Source organism: Mycolicibacterium gadium (genome assembly GCF_010728925.1).
Classification (GTDB): Bacteria; Actinomycetota; Actinomycetes; order Mycobacteriales; family Mycobacteriaceae; genus Mycobacterium; species Mycobacterium gadium.
On record NZ_AP022608.1, the window covers coordinates 5,574,840 to 5,594,885 of the forward strand.

The window sequence follows — 20,046 nt, forward strand, 5'->3', positions numbered from 1 at the left end:
GCTGCGCACGAGCGCAGCCCGGGCGTCGGTTTGCGTTTGGCGGAAGAACCGAGGGAGTGCACTGCGGGTAAGGAGGACGACATGGCCGACACGGCACCCGTGATCGAGGCATTGCTCGCTGAGCACGCCGACCTCGAGCGCCAGCTCTCCGATCCCAACCTGCATGCGGATGCGTCCGCCGCACGGAAGGTCGGCCGCCGGTTCGCCCAGGTTTCGCCGATCGTCGCGACCTACCGCAAGCTCGAGGCCGCCCGCGGCGATCTCGAGGCTGCCCGGGAACTGGCCGCCGACGACGAGTCGTTCGCTGCCGAGGTGCCCGAACTGGAAGCGGTCGTCGAGCAGCTCGACACCCAGCTGACCGACCAGCTCTCACCCCGCGATCCGCACGACGCCGACGACATCGTCCTCGAGGTGAAGTCCGGTGAGGGGGGCGAGGAATCGGCATTGTTCGCCGCCGACCTGGCGCGGATGTACACCCGGTACGCCGAGCGGCACGGCTGGTCCGTCACCATGCTCGACGGGACCACCTCCGACCTCGGTGGCTACAAGGACGCGACGTTGTCGATCAGGAGCAAGGGCGATACGGCCGACGGGGTGTGGTCGCGTCTCAAGTTCGAAGGCGGCGTGCACCGTGTGCAAAGGGTTCCGGTGACCGAGTCGCAGGGCCGCGTGCACACGTCGGCCGCGGGCGTGCTCGTCTACCCCGAACCCGAAGAGGTCGAGGAAGTCGAGATCGACGAATCCGATCTGCGCATCGACGTGTACCGGTCCTCGGGCAAGGGCGGCCAGGGCGTCAACACCACCGACTCGGCGGTGCGCATCACGCATCTGCCCACCGGCATCGTCGTCACCTGCCAGAACGAGCGCAGCCAGCTGCAGAACAAGGCGCGCGCGCTGCAGGTGCTTGCCGCCCGGTTGCAGGCACTCGCCGAGGAGCAGGCGCAGGCCGACGCGTCGGCGGACCGGGCCAGCCAGATCCGCACCGTCGACCGCAGCGAGCGGATCCGCACCTACAACTACCCCGAGAACCGGATCGCCGATCACCGGATCAACTTCAAGGCGCACAACCTCGACCAAGTGCTCGACGGCGACCTCGATGCCCTGTTCGACGCGCTGGCCACCGCCGACAAGCAGTCCCGGCTTCAGCAAGCATGACCCGGCCCGGCCGGGTGCCAGCACGCGCCAACGTCCGCCAGGCGATCGATGCCGCCGAGGCGGCACTGGCGCGGGCGGGAGTCGGATCGCCGCGGGCCGACGCGGAACTGCTTGCCTCATTTGCCGCCGGTGTGGAGCGCGGACGGTTGGCATTCTTCGACCCCGGATCGGACTTCTACGAAACCTATGACGGACTCGTCGCCGAGCGCGTCAGCCGCAAGCCGCTTCAGCACATCGTCGGAACCGCGGCGTTCGGTCCCGTCACTGTCCATGTCGGTCCTGGTGTTTTCATACCGCGGCCAGAAACCGAAGCCATGCTGGAATGGACTGTTGCACAACAGCTGTCGTCGAAGCCGGTGATCGTCGATCTGTGCACCGGTAGCGGTGCGCTGGCGTTGGCGCTTTCGAAGTTCTGGCCCGCGGCCCGCATTGTCGCCGTCGACGACTCGCAGAGCGCGCTCGAGTACGCGACAAGCAATCTCGTAGGCGTCGGTGTCGAACTGCTGCGTGCCGACGTCACCGAACCGGGCTTGCTTCCCGATCTCGACGGCTCAGTGGATCTGCTCGTCGCCAACCCGCCCTACATTCCAGACGACGCGGATCTGGAACCCGAAGTCGCCGAACATGATCCACCGCACGCGCTGTTCGGCGGGCCGGACGGGATGGAGGTCATCGAAGCCATCGCCGACCTCGCTGGCCGATGGCTGCGCGCCGGCGGGCTCTGCGCCGTCGAGCACGACGACACCACCTCGGCGCGGACGGTCGAAGCGTTCGCCCGGACAGGGCGATTCGACGACGTCACCAGCCGCCTCGACCTGGCGGGTCGGCCCCGCTTCGTCACTGCGGTCCGTAGCCGGTGAGAAACTGGACTTCATGACGGAGATGTTCGACTGCCTCGATGAGCAGACGCGGGCGATCGGTATCGCCTCGGCCGTCAGCGCGGTCAAGGGCGGCAGTCTGGTGGTGATGCCGACCGACACCGTCTACGGCATTGGCGCCGACGCCTTCGACAGCGAGGCCGTTTCGGCTCTGCTGGCGGCCAAGGGTCGCGGTCGTGACATGCCCGTTCCGGTGCTCGTCGGGTCCTGGCACACGATCGAGGGGCTGGTGTACTCCGTCCCGAACACCGCCCGCGAACTCATCCGCGCCTTCTGGCCGGGTGCCCTCAGCCTCGTGGTGCGGCAGGCGCCGTCGCTGCAATGGGACCTGGGCGACGCACACGGCACCGTCATGGTGCGCATGCCGCTGCACCCCGTGGCCATCGAGCTGCTGCGCGCGGTCGGGCCGATGGCGGTGTCGAGCGCGAACATCTCGGGTCAGCCCCCCGCCGTCACCGCGAAAGACGCGCGAGACCAACTCGGCGACCTCGTCGAGGTCTACCTCGACGCCGGACCGTCGCAGCAGCAGGCGGCGTCCACGATCGTGGACCTGACCGGTGCACATCCGCGGGTGCTGCGGCAGGGGCCGGTCACCGTCGATGCGGTGGCGAAAGTGCTTGGCGTTGACGCGGCGACGTTGACGGACTGATCCGGGGCGACCTGAAGAAACATGGCATACGGTTCATCGGTGGTCTACGCGGCAGACAGTCTGCTGGCGCTCAACGATCGCGGTGCAGGCGTCCCGCTTCGCGAGCTCGCGCTGGTCGGACTCACCGCAGCGATCATCACCTACTTCGCTACGGGATGGGTGCGCATCATCGCCCGGCGCCTCGGCGCGGTGGCCTATCCGCGCGAACGCGACGTTCATCTGCAGCCGACGCCGCGAATGGGCGGGCTGGCGATGTTCGTCGGCGTGGTCTGTGCCGTGCTGCTGGCGTCGCAGCTTCCAGCGCTCACCCGCGGGTTCGTGTACTCGTCGGGAATGCCCGCGGTCGTGGTCGCGGGCGGGCTCATCATGGCGATCGGTCTGATCGACGACAGATGGGGACTGGATGCACTGACGAAGTTCGCCGGCCAGATCACCGCGGCCAGTGTGCTTGTCACGATGGGTGTCGCGTGGAGCGTGCTCTACATCCCCGGTGTCGGCACCATCGTGCTCGACCAGGTGTCGTCGATCCTGCTGACGCTGGCGCTGACCGTCGCGATCGTCAACGCCATGAACTTCGTCGACGGGCTGGACGGCCTCGCCGCCGGCCTTGGCCTGATCACCGCATCGGCCATCTGCATCTTCTCGATCGGGCTGCTGCGCGATCACGGCGGCGATGTCCTGTTCTATCCGCCTGCCGTGATCTCGGTGGTGCTCGCCGGAGCATGCCTGGGATTCCTGCCGCACAACTTCCACCCCGCCAAGATCTTCATGGGTGACTCGGGTTCGATGCTGATCGGCCTGATGCTCGCCGCGGCCTCGACGACGGCCGCGGGCCCAATATCGCAGACCGCATACGGCGCCCGCGATGTGTTCGCCTTGCTGTCGCCGTTCCTGTTGGTGGTTGCGGTGCTGTTCGTGCCAGCGCTGGACATGCTGTTGGCGATCGTGCGGCGCACCCGCGCGGGTCGCAGCCCGTTCAGCCCTGACAAGATGCACCTGCATCACAGGCTGCTTCACATCGGTCATTCGCACCGGCGGGTGGTGCTGCTGATCTATCTGTGGGTGGGCATCATCGCAGTCGGCGCCGCCAGCACGATTTTCTTCGATCCGCGCTACACCGGTGCCGTCATGCTGGCGGCGATTCTGGTCGCGGTCGTGGTTACTCTCATCCCGCTGTTGCGCCGCCGAGATGGTCAGCTAGATGAACTGTACGACAAATAGTAGTAGACGTCTTTTATGCCTCTCACCATGTGTTAGGGTGCAGTCAGAACCCGAAAAAACCTCGCGGGTTGCCGGCCTCCGGGCCATCGGTGAACCACCGATCGACGCGGAACAACGACCGACAAAGGGAGCGACCCCAGGGTGATTCCAGTGAGCCCGATGCACTCCGATACGCTCGGGGCGCCACTCACAGAAATCATTTGGCAACTTCCTCTGACCGCGGGATTGAGGTGAAGCAGTGACGACGCCAGCGCACGACGCGCCGTTGGTGTTACCGTCCGTAGCTTTCAGGCCTGTGCGCCTGCTCGTGATCTGTTTGGTGCTGACCGGACTGGCGATACTGGGTACCGCTCAGATTGATCGCGCGATGATCGGCGTCTTCTTCGGGGTCGGCCTCGGACTCGGTTTGATCAACGCGGTCCTCGTGCGACGCTCCGTGCACATGATCACCGCCCAGGCGCACCCGCTCAAGTCCAAGATGGCGTTGAACTCGGCGACACGACTCGCGATGCTGACCGCCGTCGGCCTGACGATAGCGTTCGTCTTCCGGCCGGACGGTCTTGGCGTAGTTTTCGGCATGGCCGTGTTCCAGATGCTGCTGGTGTTCTCGACGGCGCTGCCCGTGGCGAAGAAACTGCGTGTCGGCGCCGCAGCCGGACCTGAAGGAGCCAACGATGACTGAAACGATCCTGGCCGCGGAGTCAGGGATCCACGTCGGCACCCACACCACTGCGAACTGGTTTGGGTTGACCGTCAACACCGATACGCTGCTGTCGGCGTCGATCGCCGCGACAATCGTGCTCGCGTTGGCGTTCTACTTGCGCGCCAAGGTGACCTCCAGCGGTGTTCCCTCCGGGGTCCAGCTGTTCTTCGAAGCGATCACGGTCCAGTCGCGCAATCAGATCGAGTCCGCGATCGGGATGAAGATCGCGCCATTCGTGCTACCGCTGGCGGTGACGCTGTTCGTGTACATCCTGATCGCGAACTGGCTGTCGGTATTCCCGTGGCAGTACTCCAACGAGACCGGCATTCATGAGGTACTCAAGCCGGCGGCGTCGGACATAAACTTCGTACTGGCCATGGGCCTGTTCGTCTTCATCTGCTATCACGCCGCGGGATTTTGGCGGCGAGGCATTTTCGGCCATCCACTCAGATTGCTGAAGGGACACGTTGCGTTTCTCGCGCCCATCAACCTAGTCGAAGAGATCGCCAAGCCGATCTCGTTGTCGCTCCGACTTTTTGGCAACGTCTTCGCCGGCGGCATCATGGTCACGATCATCGCGCTGTTCCCTGCCTACATCCTGTGGGCCCCGAACGCACTCTGGAAGTCCTTCGAACTGTTCATCGGCGCGATTCAGGCCTTTATTTTCGCGCTGCTGACCATCCTGTACTTCGGCCAGTCGATGGAGCTCGAAGACGAACACCACTAACCGACCCGCAATGCTCGAACCAATCACCTGGTAGTTCGAACTGCCAGTTATCAAGGAGGATAAGGAATGGATCCCACTATCGTCGCCGGAGCACTCATCGGCGGTGGACTTCTGTTGGGAGGCGGCGCCATCGGGGCCGCCATCGGTGACGGCGTCGTAGGTAGCGCGCTGGTGAACGGAGTTGCCCGGCAGCCCGAGGCCCAGGGCAGGCTGTTTGTCCCGTTCTTCATCACCGTCGGCCTGGTTGAGGCCATGTACTTCATCAACCTGGCGTTCATGGCGCTGTTCGTGTTCGCCACCCCGGGTGCCTCCTAACCAGCCGGAAAGCAGAGTTCATGGTTGACCTGAGCACCACTGCGGCGCTTTCCCGAGAAATCCTTGCGGCGGAGGAAGGCGGTGGGCAGCAGAACTTCCTGCTGCCCAACGGCACCTTCTTCTTCACGCTGCTCATCTTCCTGATAGTTCTCGGTGTCATCGCCAAATGGGTTGTGCCACCGATCAGCAAAGTGCTTCGCGAGCGCGAAGTCATGATCGAGAAGACGGCCGAGGACAACAAGCGCGCAGCCCAGCTTCGCGCCGCCGCGGACGCGGATTACCGGAACGTTATGGGCGAGGCCCGGCGCGGGGCGACCAGCGTCCGGGACGAGGCCCGTGCCGAGGGGCGCAAGATCGTCGAGGATGCGCGGGCGAAGGCCAATGCAGAAGTGTCAAAGGTGCTGCAGCAGGCCAACGAGGAATTGACCCAGCAGTCCCTGGCGGTGTCGGGTGAGCTCCAGTCGTCGGTGGATTCGTTGGCGGCGAATCTGGCTAGCCGGGTACTCGGGGTCGACGTGACGACTCGTACGGTTCCGGTCTCAACGGGACAGGGACGGTAGCGAAATGTCGACCTTCGTCGGACAGCTCATCGGCTTCGCGGTCATAGTCTTCCTGCTCGTGAAGTATGTTGTGCCGCCAGTCCGCTCCATGATGAAGAACCAGCAGGAGACCGTCCGCACCCAGCTCGAGGAGCACTCCGAGGCGGAGAAGAAGGTCGCGGACGCCGACACCGAACACGCCAGGGCGCTGGAGGAGGCCAAGGCCGAGGCGGCGAAGGTGATCGATGAGGCGCGCCACGATGCTGAGAAGATCGCCGAACAGCTTCGCGCACAGGCAGACGTCGAGCTTGAGCGCATCAAGGTGCAAGGTGGCCAACAGGTTCAACTGCTGCGCCAGCAGCTCATCCGTGAGCTGCGGCAAACCCTCGGCGCCGAGTCCGTTCGTCGAGCAAGCGATCTAGTCGCCGACTTCGTCTCCGATCCATCGGAGCAGGCGGCGACAGTGGACCGTTTCCTGACCGAGCTCGACGAGATGGCCTCCTCGAGTGCCGGATTCGGTAATGTCACGACGGCCAAGCTCCGCCCCGCCAGTCGCGATGCGGTGCGCAACGTCGTCGAGCGGTTCAACGGGATAGCGTCTGATCTCGAGCCCGACGCGTTAACCGGCCTAGCAAAGGATCTGGCGTCGGTGACCAAGCTCTTACGTACCGAGCCTGTGTTAGCCAGGCATGTGGCAGATCCTTCCAGCGACTCCGACGCCAAGGTCCAGCTGACCGAGCGACTGCTATCCGGCAAGGTCTCTGATACCGCGCTCGACATTGTCAAAACCGCTGTGTCGCAGCGTTGGTCCTCCACAGGCGACTTGCTTTACGGAGTGCAGCACATCGCCAGGCTGGCGCTGTTGATGCGCGCGGAACGCGAAGGTCAGATCGAGGACGTGGAGGACCAGCTGTTCAGGTTCAGTCGCATCCTCGACTCTGAGCCCCAATTGATCACGCTGCTGAGTGATTTCAGTTCCCCGCTGGACGGTCGAATCAGGCTGCTCAACAATGTGCTTGGGCGCCGCGCAAGCAAGAACGCCGCAGATCTGCTTCGCCAGTCGATCGAGCTGTTGCACGGTGAGCGTGCTGACGACACCGTTCGCGGGCTGGCGAACTTGGCGGTGTCGCTACGCGGAGAGATCGTCGCGCACGTCCGTGCCGCCGCCCCGCTCAGCGAGGCGCAAGAGAACCGGCTCACCGAACTGCTCAGCCGCATCTACGGTCACCCAGTCTCACTTCAGCTGAATGTGGATCCCGGGCTGCTGGGCGGCTTGACGATCGCCGTCGGCGACGAAGTGATCGACGGGGCGCTGTCGTCCAAGCTGGCCGCGGCCGAGACCCATTTGCCCGACTGACCACGATAACTCCAAAGACCGACACACGAATCAGGAAGACAAGAGCCATGGCAGAGTTGACGATCTCCGCGGAGGAGATCCAGGGCGCTATCGAGGAGTACGTAGCCAGCTTCGAGGCCGAGACCGAGCGTGAAGAGGTCGGCACAGTCATCGACGCGGGCGACGGTATCGCGCACGTTGAGGGCCTCCCATCGGTGATGACGCAGGAGCTTTTGGAGTTCCCCGGCGGCGTCCTTGGTGTTGCGCTCAACCTCGACGAGCACAGCATCGGTGCGGTGATCCTCGGTGAGTTCGAGAAGATTGAGCAGGGCCAACCGGTCAAGCGCACCGGTGAGGTCCTCTCGGTGCCGGTCGGTGACGCCTTCTTGGGACGTGTAGTCAACCCGTTGGGCCAGCCGATCGATGGTCGCGGCGAGATCGACACAGACGAGCGCCGCGCCCTCGAGCTGCAGGCGCCGTCGGTGGTGCAACGCCAAGGCGTGAGTGAGCCACTGCAGACCGGCATCAAGGCCATCGATTCGCAGACGCCGATCGGCCGCGGTCAGCGACAGCTGATCATCGGTGACCGCAAGACCGGTAAGACCGCAGTGTGTGTGGACACGATCCTGAACCAGCGGCAGAACTGGGAGTCCGGTGACCCCGACCTGCAGGTCCGGTGCGTCTACGTGGCGATCGGCCAGAAGGGCACCACGATCGCCAGCGTGCGTCAAACGCTCGAAGAGGGCGGCGCGATGGACTACACGACGATCGTCGCCTCACCGGCGTCCGATTCCGCAGGCTTCAAATGGCTGGCGCCCTATACCGGTTCGTCCATTGCCCAACACTGGATGTATCAGGGCAAGCATGTGCTGATTGTGTTCGACGATCTGACCAAGCAAGCCGAGGCCTACCGCGCCATCTCGCTGCTGCTGCGCCGGCCACCCGGTCGTGAGGCGTATCCGGGCGACGTGTTCTATCTGCACTCGCGGCTGCTGGAACGCTGCGCCAAGCTGTCTGATGAACTCGGCGGTGGTTCGCTGACCGGTCTGCCGATCATCGAGACCAAAGCCAACGACATCTCTGCCTACATCCCGACCAACGTCATCTCGATCACCGATGGTCAGTGCTTCCTCGAGACGGACCTGTTCAACCAGGGCGTGCGTCCGGCCATCAACGTCGGCGTATCGGTGTCGCGTGTGGGTGGCGCCGCACAGATCAAGGCAATGAAAGAGGTAGCAGGAAGTCTCCGCCTAGACCTGTCGCAGTACCGCGAGCTGGAGTCGTTTGCGGCGTTCGCCTCCGACCTAGACGAGACGTCCAAGAATCAGTTGGATCGCGGCGCCCGGCTGGTCGAGTTGCTCAAGCAACCGCAGAACAGTCCCATGCCGGTCGAAGAGCAGGTTGTGGCCATCTTCCTGGGCACACGGGGTCACCTCGATTCAGTGCCCATTCAGGATGTCCAGAAGTTCGAGCGGGAGTTCCTCGAGCACGTCAAGGGTTCACACGAAGAGATTCTCAAGGAGATCCGAGAAAGTAAGAAGCTCTCGGAGGAGCTGGAAAGCAATCTCGAGAATGTGGTGAACGAGTTCAAGAAGGGCTTCGACACCACCGATGGCAGTTCGGTCGTTCCCGATGAGCATGTCGACGCGATGGATGAGGGCGACGTCGAAAAGGAATCGGTGAAGGTGCGCAAGCCCAAGCCGAAGAAGAAGTAAGGCAACAAGAGATGGCTGCCACACTGCGCGAACTGCGCGGCCGCATTCGTTCCGCGGGGTCGATCAAGAAGATCACCAAGGCCCAGGAGCTGATCGCGACCTCGCGTATCGCCAAGGCGCAGGCCCGAGTCGAGGCGGCTCGGCCTTATGACCGCGAGATCACCAACATGCTCACCGAGCTTGCGAGTGCCAGTGCGCTGGACCACCCGCTGCTGGTCGCACGTGAGAACCCGCGCCGGGCAGCGGTGCTGGTAGTCACATCGGATCGTGGGCTATGCGGTGCCTACAACGCCAACATCTTCCGGCGGTCCGAAGAGCTGTTCTCGCTCTTGCGCTCCGAGGGCAAGGACCCAGTGCTGTACGTGGTCGGCCGAAAGGCCCTGGGCTATTACAGCTTCCGTAACTGGGATGTGACCGAGTCGTGGACGGGCTTCTCTGAACGCCCAGATTACGAGAACGCCCAGGAGATCGCGTCAACGTTGGTCGATGCCTTCACCGCCGGTATGGACGACGAGGGGGACGACCCCGGGGCGGATGACATCCTCGGCGTCGACGAATTGCACATCGTGTTCACGGAATTCAAGTCGATGCTGTCGCAGTCGGCGATCGCCCGACGGATCGCGCCGATGGTGGTCGAGTACGAGGAGGAGGACACCGGACTGCACACCCTGTTCTCCTTTGAGCCGGATGCCGAGGCCCTCTTTGGTGCGCTGTTGCCGCGTTACATCTCCACCCGGATATTCGCCGCGCTTCTCGAGGCGGCCGCGTCGGAGTCGGCGTCGCGACGGCGCGCGATGAAGTCGGCAACCGACAACGCCGACGACCTCATCAAGGACCTGACCCTGATGGCCAACCGCGAACGGCAATCTCAAATCACCCAGGAAATCAGCGAAATCGTCGGTGGCGCGAACGCGCTCGCGGACGCCGCCAAGTAGCCCGTAGGAAAGCGAAGAGACGAATGACTGCTGCTATCGAGAAGACAGACCGAGAGACGAGCACCGACACCAAGGGGCGCGTGGTCCGCGTGACGGGCCCAGTCGTGGACGTCGAGTTCCCGCGCGGCGCTGTGCCGGAGTTGTTCAACGCCTTGCATGCAGAGATCGACTACAAAGACCTCGCGAAGACGTTGACACTCGAAGTCGCCCAACACCTCGGTGACAACCTGGTCCGCTGCATCTCGCTGCAGCCCACCGACGGCCTCGTCCGTGGAGTCGAGGTGATCGATACCGGCGCTTCGATCTCGGTGCCCGTGGGTGACGGCGTCAAGGGGCACGTGTTCAACGCGCTTGGCGACTGCCTCGACGATCCGGGCTACGGCAAGGACTTCGAAAAGTGGTCGATCCACCGCAAGCCACCGGCGTTCGACGAACTGGAACCCCGTACCGAAATGCTGGAGACCGGCCTGAAGGTCGTCGACCTCCTCACGCCTTACGTCCGCGGTGGCAAGATCGCACTCTTCGGCGGCGCCGGTGTTGGTAAGACGGTCTTGATCCAGGAGATGATCAACCGTATCGCTCGAAACTTCGGTGGCACTTCGGTGTTCGCCGGCGTGGGCGAGCGCACCCGCGAGGGCAACGACCTCTGGGTTGAGCTGGCCGACGCGGACGTTCTCAAGGACACCGCGCTGGTGTTCGGTCAGATGGACGAGCCGCCCGGCACCCGTATGCGGGTTGCGCTGTCGGCGCTCACCATGGCCGAGTACTTCCGCGACGAGCAGGAGCAGGACGTGCTGCTGTTCATCGACAACATCTTCCGGTTCACGCAGGCAGGTTCCGAGGTGTCCACTCTGCTTGGCCGCATGCCTTCTGCGGTGGGTTACCAGCCCACCCTGGCCGACGAGATGGGTGAACTGCAGGAGCGCATCACGTCCACCCGCGGTCACTCCATCACCTCGATGCAGGCGGTGTACGTGCCGGCCGACGACTACACCGACCCGGCGCCTGCGACGACCTTCGCGCACCTGGATGCCACTACTGAGTTGAGCCGAGCGGTGTTCTCCAAGGGTATTTTCCCGGCGGTGGACCCGCTGGCATCCAGCTCGACGATCCTGGATCCCAGCGTCGTGGGTGACGAGCACTATCGCGTTGCCCAGGAAGTCATCCGAATCCTGCAGCGCTACAAGGATCTTCAGGACATCATTGCCATTCTTGGCATCGATGAGCTGGCCGAAGAGGACAAGCAGCTCGTGCAGCGGGCGCGTCGTATTGAGCGCTTCCTCTCGCAGAACATGATGGCGGCAGAGCAATTCACCGGGCAGCCGGGTTCGACGGTTCCGCTGAAGGAAACAATCGAGGCGTTCGACAAGCTCAGCAAGGGCGACTTCGACCACTTGCCCGAGCAGGCGTTCTTCCTCATCGGCGGCCTCGAGGATCTGCAGAAGAAGGCGGAGAGTCTCGGCGCCAAGATGGAAGACGGTGGGGGCGATGGCGCTCCGGCACCGACTGACCAGGCCAATAGTGACGACCAGGGCGACAAGGACGACGACGCCGATAAGGACGAATAGCGATGGCCGAAGCCGAACTGGAGGTCGACATCGTCGCCGTCGAGCGTGAGATCTGGTCGGGCAAGGCGACGTTCCTGTTCACCCGCACGACCGCAGGCGAGATCGGCATTCTGCCCCATCACATTCCTTTGGTGGCGCAGTTGGTCGATGACGCCATGGTGCGCGTTGAACGCGAAGGCGAAGACGATCTGAGAATCGCGGTTGACGGCGGCTTCATGTCGGTGACCGACGAAGGCGTGATCATTCTGGCCGAGTCCGCAGAGCTCGAGTCGGAGATCGATGCCGATGCGGCCAAGAGCGACTCCGAATCCGACGACGCTGGTACCGCCGCCAGGGGGCGCGCCAGGCTGCGCGCTCTAGGCCAGATCGACTAGCCAGCCGATGAGCGTGTCCATGTTCGTCATGGTCGCGCTGATTGGCGTCCTGCTGGCGGCCGTTGCCATGATGTGCTACCGGCTGTGGAAGCTTCGGCAGGTCGGCGGTACAGCCGCGATCCTGCGAGATGTTCCTGCCGTCGGTGGGCACGGATGGCGGCACGGCGTAATGCGGTATCGCGGTGGGGAAGCCGGCTTCTATCGACTGTCCAGCATCCGGTGGTGGCCCGATCGCACGCTGAGCCGGCGAGGGTTGGAGATCGTGTCACGGCGTGCGCCCCGGGGTGACGAGTTCGACATCATGACAGACGAAATCGTGGTCCTCGAGCTGCGAGACTCGAGCCCCGAGCGCCGACGCGGCTATGAGGTGGCATTGGATCGCGGCGCGTTGACGGCCTTCTTGTCGTGGGTCGAGTCGAGACCGTCGCCACGCGCGCGACGTCGCACGTCTTAACCTGTTGCGGGGCCGCCTGGTTGCCACAACACGTCGCCGTCGGGGTTGGCCACCCTAGACAGAATGAACAGCAGGTCCGAGAGCCGGTTGAGGTACTTGGCCGGTAGCACGCTGACGGCTTCACCGTGCGTTTCGACCGCAACCCATGCCGACCGTTCGGCCCGCCGCGTCACGGTTCGGGCGACGTGCAGTAACGCAGATAGCGGTGAACCGCCAGGCAGTACAAAGGAATTCAACGCAGGTAAATCCGCGTTGAACTCGTCGCACCACGCCTCGAGCCGGTCTATATAGCTCTGCGAGATCCGCAGCGGTGGATGTTCGGGGTTCTCGACCACCGGCGTGGACAGGTCTGCACCTGCGTCGAAGAGATCGTTCTGAATCTGCCTGAGAACCTTCAGAACCTGGTCGCTGGGGTTCCCTATCGCGACCGCCACGCCGATGGCTGCATTGGTTTCGTCACAGTCGGCGTAGGCCGCGAGCCGGGCGTCATTCTTTGACACCCGACTGAAATCGCTGAGTCCAGTGGTCCCGTCATCACCCGTCCGCGTGTAGATACGGGTCAGATGAACTGCCATGTGGAAACCGTACCGGAGAAGGTGGCTGGAAAGCTGTCGGGAAACTGACACGGCCCACGCCGCTGTTTACACTGGCCCGCGTGAGCGAGCGATTCGTGGTGACCGGTGGAAACCGGTTAGCAGGCGAAGTTGCCGTCGGGGGGGCAAAGAATAGTGTTCTGAAGCTGATGGCGGCATCGCTGCTGGCAGAGGGCACCAGCACGATCACGAACTGTCCCGACATTCTTGATGTGCCGCTAATGGCCGAGGTACTGCGCGGCCTCGGCGCGACCGTCGAGCTCGATGGCGACGTCGTGCGGATCACCTCGCCCGATGAACCCAAGTACGACGCGGATTTCGCCGCGGTTCGTCAGTTCCGTGCATCAGTGTGTGTGCTCGGCCCGCTGGTTGGGCGCTGCAAACGCGCGAAGGTCGCCCTGCCCGGCGGTGATGCGATCGGGTCGCGGCCGCTGGATATGCATCAGGCCGGACTTCGTCAGCTGGGCGCGCGATGCAATATCGAACACGGTTGCGTTGTCGCCGAGGCGGATCACCTGCGAGGCGCAGAGATTCAGCTGGAGTTTCCGTCGGTGGGTGCCACCGAGAACATCTTGATGGCGGCGGTCGTCGCCGAGGGTGTCACGACCATTCACAACGCCGCGCGTGAGCCCGACGTCGTCGATCTGTGCACGATGCTCAGCCAGATGGGCGCACAGATCTCGGGTGCAGGCACATCGACCATGACGATCACGGGGGTCGACCGCCTGCATCCGACCGAGCACCGGGTCATCGGTGACCGCATCGTGGCGGCGACGTGGGGTATCGCGGCCGCCATGACCCGCGGGGACATCTCCGTCACTGGTGTCGACCCACAGCATCTGCAGTTGGTGCTGCACAAGCTTCACGATGCCGGCGCGACCGTCACCCAGGACGACAATGGGTTCCGGGTGGTCCAGTACGAGCGGCCGAAGGCGGTCAACGTCGCCACGCTGCCGTTCCCGGGCTTCCCGACGGACCTGCAGCCGATGGCAATCGGCTTGGCGGCCATCGCCGACGGCACCTCGATGATCACCGAGAACGTCTTCGAGGCGCGGTTCCGCTTTGTCGAGGAAATGATCCGGCTGGGCGCCGACGCCCGCACAGACGGTCACCACGCGGTGATACGGGGGATTCCGCAGTTGTCCAGTGCCCCGGTGTGGTCGTCGGACATCCGCGCAGGCGCCGGGTTGGTCCTGGCCGGGCTGGTCGCCGACGGCGACACCGAAGTCCACGACGTGTTCCACATCGACCGCGGTTACCCGCTGTTCGTGGAGAATTTGACCAGCCTTGGGGCGGAGATCGAGCGCATCGCGTAGGGCTCGGAGGCCCGGGTTTGGGACTGGGTCGTTGAAGGCGTACTATTTTGTCCAGAAGCCAAGGGCCCCAGTCCAAATGGATCGGCGGACCGGGTTTGACCTCTCTGACCACATGGAGTACAGTGGCAGGGTTGCCTGAAAACCGGGTGTGTTGTTTGAGAACTCAATAGTGTGTTTGGTGGTTTTTGTTTGTTGTTGTTTTTGGTCTGCCTCTTTTTCCCGTTTAGGGGTGGGCTGTTTTTTTGATGCCAGTTTTTGGTGTCGTGTTTGAGTGTCAGGCTTGTTCTGATTCGAATTCACCTGTCTGTTGATGGGTTGTTTTTGTTTGGAGAGTTTGATTCTGGCTCAGGACGAACGCTGGCGGCGTGCTTAACACATGCAAGTCGAACGGAAAGGCCCTTTCGGGGGTACTCGAGTGGCGAACGGGTGAGTAACACGTGGGTGATCTGCCCTGCACTTTGGGATAAGCCTGGGAAACTGGGTCTAATACCGGATAGGACTACGCGATGCATGTCGTGTGGTGGAAAGCTTTTGCGGTGTGGGATGGGCCCGCGGCCTATCAGCTTGTTGGTGGGGTGATGGCCTACCAAGGCGACGACGGGTAGCCGGCCTGAGAGGGTGACCGGCCACACTGGGACTGAGATACGGCCCAGACTCCTACGGGAGGCAGCAGTGGGGAATATTGCACAATGGGCGCAAGCCTGATGCAGCGACGCCGCGTGAGGGATGACGGCCTTCGGGTTGTAAACCTCTTTCAGTGCCGACGAAGCGCAAGTGACGGTAGGCATAGAAGAAGGACCGGCCAACTACGTGCCAGCAGCCGCGGTAATACGTAGGGTCCGAGCGTTGTCCGGAATTACTGGGCGTAAAGAGCTCGTAGGTGGTTTGTCGCGTTGTTCGTGAAAACTCACAGCTCAACTGTGGGCGTGCGGGCGATACGGGCAGACTTGAGTACTGCAGGGGAGACTGGAATTCCTGGTGTAGCGGTGGAATGCGCAGATATCAGGAGGAACACCGGTGGCGAAGGCGGGTCTCTGGGCAGTAACTGACGCTGAGGAGCGAAAGCGTGGGGAGCGAACAGGATTAGATACCCTGGTAGTCCACGCCGTAAACGGTGGGTACTAGGTGTGGGTTTCCTTCCTTGGGATCCGTGCCGTAGCTAACGCATTAAGTACCCCGCCTGGGGAGTACGGCCGCAAGGCTAAAACTCAAAGAAATTGACGGGGGCCCGCACAAGCGGCGGAGCATGTGGATTAATTCGATGCAACGCGAAGAACCTTACCTGGGTTTGACATGCACAGGACGCCGGCAGAGATGTCGGTTCCCTTGTGGCCTGTGTGCAGGTGGTGCATGGCTGTCGTCAGCTCGTGTCGTGAGATGTTGGGTTAAGTCCCGCAACGAGCGCAACCCTTGTCTCATGTTGCCAGCGGGTAATGCCGGGGACTCGTGAGAGACTGCCGGGGTCAACTCGGAGGAAGGTGGGGATGACGTCAAGTCATCATGCCCCTTATGTCCAGGGCTTCACACATGCTACAATGGCCGGTACAAAGGGCTGCGATGCCGTGAGGTGGAGCGAATCCTTTCAAAGCCGGTCTCAGTTCGGATCGGGGTCTGCAACTCGACCCCGTGAAGTCGGAGTCGCTAGTAATCGCAGATCAGCAACGCTGCGGTGAATACGTTCCCGGGCCTTGTACACACCGCCCGTCACGTCATGAAAGTCGGTAACACCCGAAGCCGGTGGCCTAACCCCTTGTGGGAGGGAGCCGTCGAAGGTGGGATCGGCGATTGGGACGAAGTCGTAACAAGGTAGCCGTACCGGAAGGTGCGGCTGGATCACCTCCTTTCTAAGGAGCACCATTTTCATTCCCCCGTCCTCACGTCTGTGGGATCAGTGCGGTTGGGAGACAGTGCCGGGCCCTGTAGTGGGGTTCCGGTCGGTGCACGACAAAAGTGTTGTGGCTTAAGGGAATTGAGTCATGGCCGAAATCATCAGACACACTATTGGGCTTTGAGGCAACAGGCCCGTCTATCTCTTCGTCCCGAGTGTGGGAAACCGGGGGTAGCGGCGTGGTTGTCGCCCTGCTTTGGTGGTGGGGTGTGGTGTTTGATTTGTGGATAGTGGTTGCGAGCATCGATCCGGCAGTCTTTTGGGCTGTTGGGTTTGATAATGCAATTTTTGATTCTTCCGAGAATTTTTAACTGTTTTGTGTTGTAAGTGTTTAAGGGCGCATGGTGGATGCCTTGGCACTGGGAGCCGATGAAGGACGTGGGAGGCTGCGTTATGCCTCGGGGAGCTGTCAACCGAGCGTTGATCCGAGGATGTCCGAATGGGGAAACCCGGCACGAGTGATGTCGTGTCACCCGTTACTGAATACATAGGTAACGGGGGGGAACGCGGGGAAGTGAAACATCTCAGTACCCGTAGGAAGAGAAAACAAGTGTGATTCCGTGAGTAGTGGCGAGCGAAAGCGGAGGATGGCTAAACCGTGTGCATGTGATACCCGGCGGGGGTTGTGTGTGCGGTGTTGTGGGGCGTTTCTTCTCTGGTCCGCCGGCCAGGGCGAAAGTGATAAACCATTGGGTTAGGTGAAGTGGTCTGGGATGGCCTGTCGTAGAGGGTGAGAGCCCCGTAACCGAAAACTTGATGGCTTTCGTGGAACTGTCCCCGAGTAGCAGCGGGCCCGTGGAATCTGCTGTGAATCTGCCGGGACCACCCGGTAAGCCTGAATACTTCCCAGTGACCGATAGCGGATTAGTACCGTGAGGGAATGGTGAAAAGTACCCGGGAGGAGTGAAAGAGTACCTGAAACCGTGTGCCTACAATCCGTCAGAGCCCTCGCTTTATGTGTGGGGTGATGGCGTGCCTTTTGAAGAATGAGCCTGCGAGTCAGGGACATGTCGCGAGGTTAACCCGGGTGGGGTAGCCGCAGCGAAAGCGAGTCTGAATAGGGCGTATCCAATTCATAGGAATTGGTGTAGTGGTGTGTTCTGGACCCGAAGCGGAGTGATCTACCCATGGCCAGGGTGAAGCAGCAGTAAGATGTTGTGGAGGCCCGAACCCACTTAGGTTGAAGACTGAGGGGATGAGTTGTGGGTAGGGGTGAAAGGCCAATCAAACTCCGTGATAGCTGGTTCTCCCCGAAATGCATTTAGGTGCAGCGTTACACGTTTCTTGTTGGAGGTAGAGCTACTGGATGGCCGATGGGCCCTACTAGGTTACTGACGTCAGCCAAACTCCGAATGCCGACAAGTCAAAGAGTGTGGCAGTGAGACGGCGGGGGATAAGCTCCGTGCGTCGAGAGGGAAACAGCCCAGATCGCCGGCTAAGGCCCCTAAGCGTGTGCTAAGTGGAAAAGGATGTGCAGTCGCGAAGACAACCAGGAGGTTGGCTTAGAAGCAGCCACCCTTGAAAGAGTGCGTAATAGCTCACTGGTCAAGTGATTGTGCGCCGATAATGTAGCGGGGCTCAAGCACACCGCCGAAGCCGCGGCAACGACCACCCCCTTTGGGGGTGACGTTGGGTAGGGGAGCGTCCTGCATCCGGTGAAGCCACAGAGTGATCTTGTGGTGGAGGGTGTGGGAGTGAGAATGCAGGCATGAGTAGCGATAAGGCAAGTGAGAACCTTGCCCGCCGAAAGACCAAGGGTTCCTGGGCCAGGCCAGTCCGCCCAGGGTGAGTCGGGACCTAAGGCGAGGCCGACAGGCGTAGTCGATGGACAACGGGTTGATATTCCCGTACCCGTGTATAAGCGTCCCTGATGAATCACCGGTACTAACCACCCAAATGGCAGACCACCAGATCCCTTCGGGGTGATGGGGTGTGCCGGCTGCGTGGAACCTTCGGTGGTAGTAGTCAAGCGATGGGGTGACGCAGGAAGGCAGCCGTACCAGTCAGTGGTAATACTGGGGCAAACCCGTAGGGGGACATCTAGGCAAATCCGGATGTCGTATTCCCTGAGAGGTGATGCATAGCCGAGTGAGGCGAATTCGGTGATCCTATGCTGTCGAGAAAAGCCTCTAGCGAGCGTATACACGGCCCGTACCCCAAACCAACACAGGTGGTCAGGTAGAGAATACCAAGGCGTACGAGTGAACTATGGTTAAGGAACTCGGCAAAATGCCCCCGTAACTTCGGGAGAAGGGGGACCCCCACACCGTCAACCGGCTTGCCCGGGGCAGCGGGAGGGGGTGGCACAAACCAGTGAGAAGCGACTGTTTACTAAAAACACAGGTCCGTGCGAAGTCGCAAGACGATGTATACGGACTGACGCCTGCCCGGTGCTGGAAGGTTAAGAGGACCCGTTAACCCCCTCGGGGGTGAAGCGGAGAATTTAAGCCCCAGTAAACGGCGGTGGTAACTATAACCATCCTAAGGTAGCGAAATTCCTTGTCGGGTAAGTTCCGACCTGCACGAATGGCGTAACGACTTCTCAGCTGTCTCAACCATAGACTCGGCGAAATTGCATTACGAGTAAAGATGCTCGTTACGCGCGGCAGGACGAAAAGACCCCGGGACCTTCACTACAACTTGGTATTGGTGCTCGATACGGTTTGTGTAGGATAGGTGGGAGACTGTGAAACACGCACGCCAGTGTGTGTGGAGTCGTTGTTGAAATACCACTCTGATCGTATTGGGCCTCTAACCTCGAACCGTATATCCGGTTCAGGGACAGTGCCTGGTGGGTAGTTTAACTGGGGCGGTTGCCTCCTAAAATGTAACGGAGGCGCCCAAAGGTTCCCTCAACCTGGACGGCAATCAGGTGTTGAGTGTAAGTGCACAAGGGAGCTTGACTGCGAGACGTACATGTCAAGCAGGGACGAAAGTCGGGACTAGTGATCCGGCACCCCCGAGTGGAAGGGGTGTCGCTCAACGGATAAAAGGTACCCCGGGGATAACAGGCTGATCTTCCCCAAGAGTCCATATCGACGGGATGGTTTGGCACCTCGATGTCGGCTCGTCGCATCCTGGGGCTGGAGCAGGTCCCAAGGGTTGGGCTGTTCGCCCATTAAAGCGGCACGCGAGCTGGGTTTAGAACGTCGTGAGACAGTTCGGTCTCTATCCGCCGCGCGCGTCAGAAGCTTGAGGAAACCTGTCCCTAGTACGAGAGGACCGGGACGGACGAACCTCTGGTCCACCAGTTGTCCCACCAGGGGCACCGCTGGATAGCCACGTTCGGACAGGATAACCGCTGAAAGCATCTAAGCGGGAAACCCCCTCCAAGACCAGGCTTCTCACCCATCAAGTGGGATAAGGCCCCCCGCAGACCACGGGATCAATAGACCAGACCTACAAGTTCAGCAATGAATGCAGGGAACTGGCACTAACCGGCCGAAAACTTACACACACTCGCAACCACACCCAACCACAAACCACACCCACCCCACCACCAAATAACCACGGGGACACAAGAACTCCCACCACCAGTGGGTCACTTTGACAAGTGAATACAGTTACGGCGGTCAATAGCGGCAGGGAAACGCCCGGACCCATCCCGAACCCGGAAGCTAAGCCTGCCAGCGCCGATGATACTACCCAACCCGGGTGGAAAAGTAGGACACCGCCGAACA

At 61.8% G+C, this 20,046-nt stretch carries 16 protein-coding genes and 3 rRNA genes; 18 read left to right on the forward strand and 1 reads right to left on the reverse strand.

Annotated features, from left to right (window positions below; all coding sequences use genetic code 11):
- Positions 1–81 precede the first annotated feature (81 nt).
- The 14 genes from prfA (at position 82) to G6N36_RS27545 (ending at position 12,569) form a co-directional block, all read left to right on the forward strand.
- Complete coding sequence (prfA, locus tag G6N36_RS27480) at positions 82–1,155, forward strand: peptide chain release factor 1 (RefSeq protein WP_163689913.1); 1,074 nt, start codon at positions 82–84, stop codon at positions 1,153–1,155.
- The gene (gene prmC / locus G6N36_RS27485) at positions 1,152–2,015 is read left to right on the forward strand and encodes a peptide chain release factor N(5)-glutamine methyltransferase (RefSeq protein ID WP_163689915.1); all 864 of its coding nucleotides are present in this window, start codon (positions 1,152–1,154) and stop codon (positions 2,013–2,015) included. Before prfA ends, prmC begins: the two co-directional genes overlap by 4 nt.
- Before the next feature lie 13 nt (positions 2,016–2,028).
- A complete protein-coding gene (locus G6N36_RS27490) occupies positions 2,029–2,682 on the forward strand; it encodes an L-threonylcarbamoyladenylate synthase (RefSeq protein ID WP_163689917.1) in 654 nt (217 codons plus the stop codon).
- Positions 2,683–2,703: 21 nt separating this feature from the next.
- Positions 2,704–3,903: a glycosyltransferase family 4 protein gene (locus G6N36_RS27495; protein WP_163689919.1), complete on the forward strand. Its 1,200-nt coding sequence runs from the start codon at positions 2,704–2,706 to the stop codon at positions 3,901–3,903.
- A gap of 238 nt (positions 3,904–4,141) precedes the next feature.
- A complete protein-coding gene (locus tag G6N36_RS27500) occupies positions 4,142–4,585 on the forward strand; it encodes an ATP synthase subunit I (RefSeq protein WP_163689921.1) in 444 nt (147 codons plus the stop codon).
- Complete coding sequence (gene atpB / locus G6N36_RS27505; protein ID WP_163689923.1) at positions 4,578–5,333, forward strand: F0F1 ATP synthase subunit A; 756 nt, start codon at positions 4,578–4,580, stop codon at positions 5,331–5,333. The genes G6N36_RS27500 and atpB overlap by 8 nt, the downstream gene beginning before the upstream one ends.
- 66 nt (positions 5,334–5,399) lie before the next feature.
- Positions 5,400–5,648: a F0F1 ATP synthase subunit C gene (locus G6N36_RS27510; RefSeq protein ID WP_163689925.1), complete on the forward strand. Its 249-nt coding sequence runs from the start codon at positions 5,400–5,402 to the stop codon at positions 5,646–5,648.
- A 20-nt stretch (positions 5,649–5,668) separates the two neighbouring features.
- Positions 5,669–6,208 carry a F0F1 ATP synthase subunit B gene (locus tag G6N36_RS27515; RefSeq protein WP_163689927.1) on the forward strand — a complete coding sequence of 180 codons (540 nt, stop codon included), beginning with the start codon at positions 5,669–5,671 and terminating at the stop codon, positions 6,206–6,208.
- Positions 6,209–6,212: 4 nt separating this feature from the next.
- Complete coding sequence (locus tag G6N36_RS27520; RefSeq protein ID WP_163689928.1) at positions 6,213–7,544, forward strand: F0F1 ATP synthase subunit B/delta; 1,332 nt, start codon at positions 6,213–6,215, stop codon at positions 7,542–7,544.
- Positions 7,545–7,591: 47 nt separating this feature from the next.
- A complete protein-coding gene (atpA, locus tag G6N36_RS27525) occupies positions 7,592–9,238 on the forward strand; it encodes a F0F1 ATP synthase subunit alpha (RefSeq protein WP_163689929.1) in 1,647 nt (548 codons plus the stop codon).
- Between the two features lie 11 nt (positions 9,239–9,249).
- The gene (locus G6N36_RS27530) at positions 9,250–10,173 is read left to right on the forward strand and encodes a F0F1 ATP synthase subunit gamma (RefSeq protein ID WP_163689930.1); all 924 of its coding nucleotides are present in this window, start codon (positions 9,250–9,252) and stop codon (positions 10,171–10,173) included.
- 23 nt (positions 10,174–10,196) lie between these two features.
- Positions 10,197–11,741 carry a F0F1 ATP synthase subunit beta gene (atpD, locus tag G6N36_RS27535; RefSeq protein ID WP_163689931.1) on the forward strand — a complete coding sequence of 515 codons (1,545 nt, stop codon included), beginning with the start codon at positions 10,197–10,199 and terminating at the stop codon, positions 11,739–11,741.
- A 2-nt stretch (positions 11,742–11,743) separates the two neighbouring features.
- The gene (locus G6N36_RS27540; protein ID WP_163689932.1) at positions 11,744–12,115 is read left to right on the forward strand and encodes a F0F1 ATP synthase subunit epsilon; all 372 of its coding nucleotides are present in this window, start codon (positions 11,744–11,746) and stop codon (positions 12,113–12,115) included.
- A 7-nt stretch (positions 12,116–12,122) separates the two neighbouring features.
- Positions 12,123–12,569, forward strand: a complete 447-nt coding sequence (locus G6N36_RS27545; protein ID WP_083123770.1) for a DUF2550 domain-containing protein — start codon at positions 12,123–12,125, stop codon at positions 12,567–12,569.
- On the opposite strand, the gene G6N36_RS27550 is transcribed toward G6N36_RS27545, so the two are convergent.
- On the reverse strand, positions 12,566–13,144 hold the full coding sequence (locus G6N36_RS27550; protein WP_163689933.1) for a cob(I)yrinic acid a,c-diamide adenosyltransferase: 579 nt from the start codon (positions 13,142–13,144) through the stop codon (positions 12,566–12,568). The genes G6N36_RS27545 and G6N36_RS27550 overlap by 4 nt on opposite strands.
- An 80-nt stretch (positions 13,145–13,224) precedes the next feature.
- On the opposite strand from G6N36_RS27550, the gene murA reads away from it, so the two are divergent.
- From murA to rrf, 4 genes are all read left to right on the forward strand, one after another.
- Positions 13,225–14,478, forward strand: coding sequence for a UDP-N-acetylglucosamine 1-carboxyvinyltransferase (gene murA / locus G6N36_RS27555; RefSeq protein WP_163689934.1), 1,254 nt, complete (start codon positions 13,225–13,227; stop codon positions 14,476–14,478).
- 322 nt (positions 14,479–14,800) lie between these two features.
- Positions 14,801–16,322 (forward strand): 16S ribosomal RNA (locus G6N36_RS27560).
- A gap of 365 nt (positions 16,323–16,687) precedes the next feature.
- Positions 16,688–19,823: ribosomal RNA gene (locus G6N36_RS27565) — 23S ribosomal RNA — on the forward strand.
- 107 nt (positions 19,824–19,930) lie between these two features.
- Positions 19,931–20,045: ribosomal RNA gene (gene rrf, locus G6N36_RS27570) — 5S ribosomal RNA — on the forward strand.
- The 16S, 23S and 5S rRNA genes sit together here, the layout of an rRNA operon.
- Position 20,046: the final 1 nt, after the last annotated feature.

Excerpts from the sequence above, each read along its gene's own strand:
- prfA (WP_163689913.1), top strand. The coding sequence starts at position 82 with ATGGCCGACACGGCACCCGTGATCGAGGCATTGCTCGCTGAGCACGCC.
- prmC (WP_163689915.1), top strand. The coding sequence starts at position 1,152 with ATGACCCGGCCCGGCCGGGTGCCAGCACGCGCCAACGTCCGCCAGGCG.
- G6N36_RS27490 (WP_163689917.1), top strand. The coding sequence starts at position 2,029 with ATGACGGAGATGTTCGACTGCCTCGATGAGCAGACGCGGGCGATCGGT.
- G6N36_RS27495 (WP_163689919.1), top strand. The coding sequence starts at position 2,704 with ATGGCATACGGTTCATCGGTGGTCTACGCGGCAGACAGTCTGCTGGCG.
- atpB (WP_163689923.1), top strand. The coding sequence starts at position 4,578 with ATGACTGAAACGATCCTGGCCGCGGAGTCAGGGATCCACGTCGGCACC.
- G6N36_RS27510 (WP_163689925.1), top strand. The coding sequence starts at position 5,400 with ATGGATCCCACTATCGTCGCCGGAGCACTCATCGGCGGTGGACTTCTG.
- G6N36_RS27515 (WP_163689927.1), top strand. The coding sequence starts at position 5,669 with ATGGTTGACCTGAGCACCACTGCGGCGCTTTCCCGAGAAATCCTTGCG.
- G6N36_RS27520 (WP_163689928.1), top strand. The coding sequence starts at position 6,213 with ATGTCGACCTTCGTCGGACAGCTCATCGGCTTCGCGGTCATAGTCTTC.
- atpA (WP_163689929.1), top strand. The coding sequence starts at position 7,592 with ATGGCAGAGTTGACGATCTCCGCGGAGGAGATCCAGGGCGCTATCGAG.
- G6N36_RS27530 (WP_163689930.1), top strand. The coding sequence starts at position 9,250 with ATGGCTGCCACACTGCGCGAACTGCGCGGCCGCATTCGTTCCGCGGGG.
- atpD (WP_163689931.1), top strand. The coding sequence starts at position 10,197 with ATGACTGCTGCTATCGAGAAGACAGACCGAGAGACGAGCACCGACACC.
- G6N36_RS27540 (WP_163689932.1), top strand. The coding sequence starts at position 11,744 with ATGGCCGAAGCCGAACTGGAGGTCGACATCGTCGCCGTCGAGCGTGAG.
- G6N36_RS27545 (WP_083123770.1), top strand. The coding sequence starts at position 12,123 with ATGAGCGTGTCCATGTTCGTCATGGTCGCGCTGATTGGCGTCCTGCTG.
- G6N36_RS27550 (WP_163689933.1), bottom strand. The coding sequence starts at position 13,144 with ATGGCAGTTCATCTGACCCGTATCTACACGCGGACGGGTGATGACGGG.